This window comes from Eubacterium sp. An11, from assembly GCF_002161065.1.
Classification (GTDB): domain Bacteria; phylum Bacillota; class Clostridia; order Lachnospirales; family Lachnospiraceae; genus Anaerobutyricum; species Anaerobutyricum faecale.
In genome coordinates this window covers 1-2,236 of sequence record NZ_NFLV01000068.1, presented here as the reverse complement: position 1 = coordinate 2,236, position 2,236 = coordinate 1, and the positions used below count along the sequence as shown (strand labels likewise).

The window sequence follows — 2,236 nt, the reverse complement described above, 5'->3', positions numbered from 1 at the left end:
TTCTTGTCCATGTCAAACGCCTCAAAGAGAAATTTCATCTTTCTTCGCTGAAATTCCTCCAACACCGGGCGCAGGCTCCGGTACATATTCACGCCTGCCAGACAGATAAACGTATGACCGGACAGGTAATGAGCAATCGAGCCTTTCAGCCCGCCCTCTGTCAGATAGACGTTTTCCACATCCAGATCTCCGATCACATGAACCGGGCTTCCGGAGGAAACACCGTGTGGATAGCCCGCACTGGAAAACCAGAGATATTTGTTGTTATCCCTGGGATGGTCCAGACGAATCTGACACGCCTGGATCTTTCCGTCCATGGACTCCACAGGAACCAGGAATCCGGAGTTCTTCGTTTTAAAATTCAGCGTCCAGCGTTCTTCCGTATCCCGGTAAAATCCCGGTACGCCTTCTAGCACGCAGCCGCTCTCCTGAAGTGTCTCTGCAATCTTATGCAGCCCGTACATCGGAACACTACGGTAGCGCCGCTCTTTTATCTGTTCGATTGTAAGGCCCCGGGATCTCAGGTTTTCTCTATGTACACTGTAAAGGGGAAGCCGGTCCAGTAATTCCGTATAGGTACGGTGCCGTTCATCCAGTGGCGCCAGCTTCGACTGCACAGGCTCTTCCTTTTCTTCCTGTACCTTTGCCTGGCGCACCTGCCGGTATTCCCCTTTATTCAAAGCCTCCCGGATTTCCTCATTTGCTTCCCGGTAGGTCAGGTTATGCAAGTCCGCATAAAGCTGCAGCATCCCGCCGGATTTGTCACAGCGGTTACAGCGAAAGACGTTTTTTGCCGGATTGATATTCAGCCGCCCTTTGGTGTCGCCACAGAACGGACAGTCGTAGTAATTTCCACGGCGCTTATGCAGCCGCAGAAGGTTGGCAACATCGGTGATGTCATAATCAAACCCGGTCATATCATACATCCAGATCCGACCTCCTTTCTTCCGCAGCCTAAAGAAGACTGCGGAAAGTTGTATTTAATGATTAACCGGCCTTTGGAAGTGCCTGGCTCAAAAGAACCCTGGCTGCCGCCGGGATCAGATTGTTATGCCCCCGGTAGCTGGAAGCGAAATAATCCAGGCTGGAAGGGCTTTCCACCGCCACTTCACCCATAGATTTCCCGCCGAATTTCCCTTTTCCGCCGATGACCACGGCTTTCGCCTGTTCATAGGTCATGCGCTTCACCAGCTCCTCCACAGGAAGGTTTCCATCCAGAGGAGTGTTCTTCACAGGTGCAGGCTGTCGCATCGGCTGTACAGACGCTCCCATCATATTTCCCTGCGCCTGTGCCTGATGATAGAATTGGTTCATCATGCTCTGGCTGGGGCTGGATTCTGCCGTACTTCCCGGATACACCATATTTCCTGCAGGCGTATTCCCTGCATAGTGATTCTGGCTATTGTAGCCAGGCTGTCCGGTAGAAACCGGCTCTCCTCCATATGGAGAGATCCCTGCTTCCGGATACTGCATTGGTACGGGAATCCCCGCATCCACCTGCGCCGGATCATTGCTTTCTCCTACGTCCGCAAACTGGACACCAAAGCCCGCATCGGAGAGTGCCCTTCCCACGGCGGCAGTCTCTGCCATCTCTAGGAACTTGTCTCCAAACTTCGGATCCTCTGAGCGGAATTTCATAGAAAAAGCATTGGCAATATAGTTCTCCGGTGCATCTTCATGGTTCAGATAGATCCTTGCCTCTGCCAGCGCCATATTTTCGTTAAACCGAACAATGGTACTGGCGATCCGCCCCAGAGGATAGGCCAGACGGAACCAGAGTTTCCGGTACTTCACATCAAGGTAAAGCTGGTCTTCCTGATCCTCCTGTTTGATTGTGCGGGCAAATTCCAGAGGCTCAAATCCCTCTACCCGGTTCAAAGCCGCCACTGCCTGATTTTTCTGATACAGTAATTCGTTCATAAATCTGCTCCTTTCGCAAACAGGGCAGGATATCCCTCTACATAAGGAATAGCCTGCCTTTCTTTATAAGTGGAAATTATTTTTTATACTGCAAGCCGAAGCTGTTCCGGCTCACGCTCCTGAAGATACTGATAATAGTAACGGGTGATCCGCTCTCCAAGTGCTGTATTGCGCCTGCCGGCATCATCCGTGTGGATTGCCTGGCAGACTGCGTTCCATTGCCCCACCAGATACACCTTTTTCTTTGCACGGGTAATGCCTGTGTACAGGATATTCCGCTTCAGCATCATATAAAAGGCTCTCACCCAGGGGATGA

General features: G+C 51.6%; 3 protein-coding genes. All 3 read right to left on the bottom strand.

Going from position 1 to position 2,236, the window contains the following annotated elements; all coding sequences use genetic code 11:
• On the bottom strand, positions 1 to 926 hold a 926-nt coding region (locus B5E53_RS18440; RefSeq protein ID WP_087317588.1), incomplete at its 3' end, for a CHC2 zinc finger domain-containing protein.
• Between the two features lie 61 nt (positions 927 to 987).
• Complete coding sequence (locus B5E53_RS18435; protein ID WP_087162146.1) at positions 988 to 1,920, bottom strand: hypothetical protein; 933 nt, start codon at positions 1,918 to 1,920, stop codon at positions 988 to 990.
• A gap of 83 nt (positions 1,921 to 2,003) precedes the next feature.
• Positions 2,004 to 2,236, bottom strand: a 233-nt coding sequence (locus B5E53_RS18430; protein WP_162611978.1) for an ATP-binding domain-containing protein, incomplete at its 5' end; no start/stop codon positions are given.

Bases quoted from the DNA above. Each gene is read 5' to 3' on its own strand.
- B5E53_RS18435 (WP_087162146.1), bottom strand. From the start codon at position 1,920: ATGAACGAATTACTGTATCAGAAAAATCAGGCAGTGGCGGCTTTGAAC.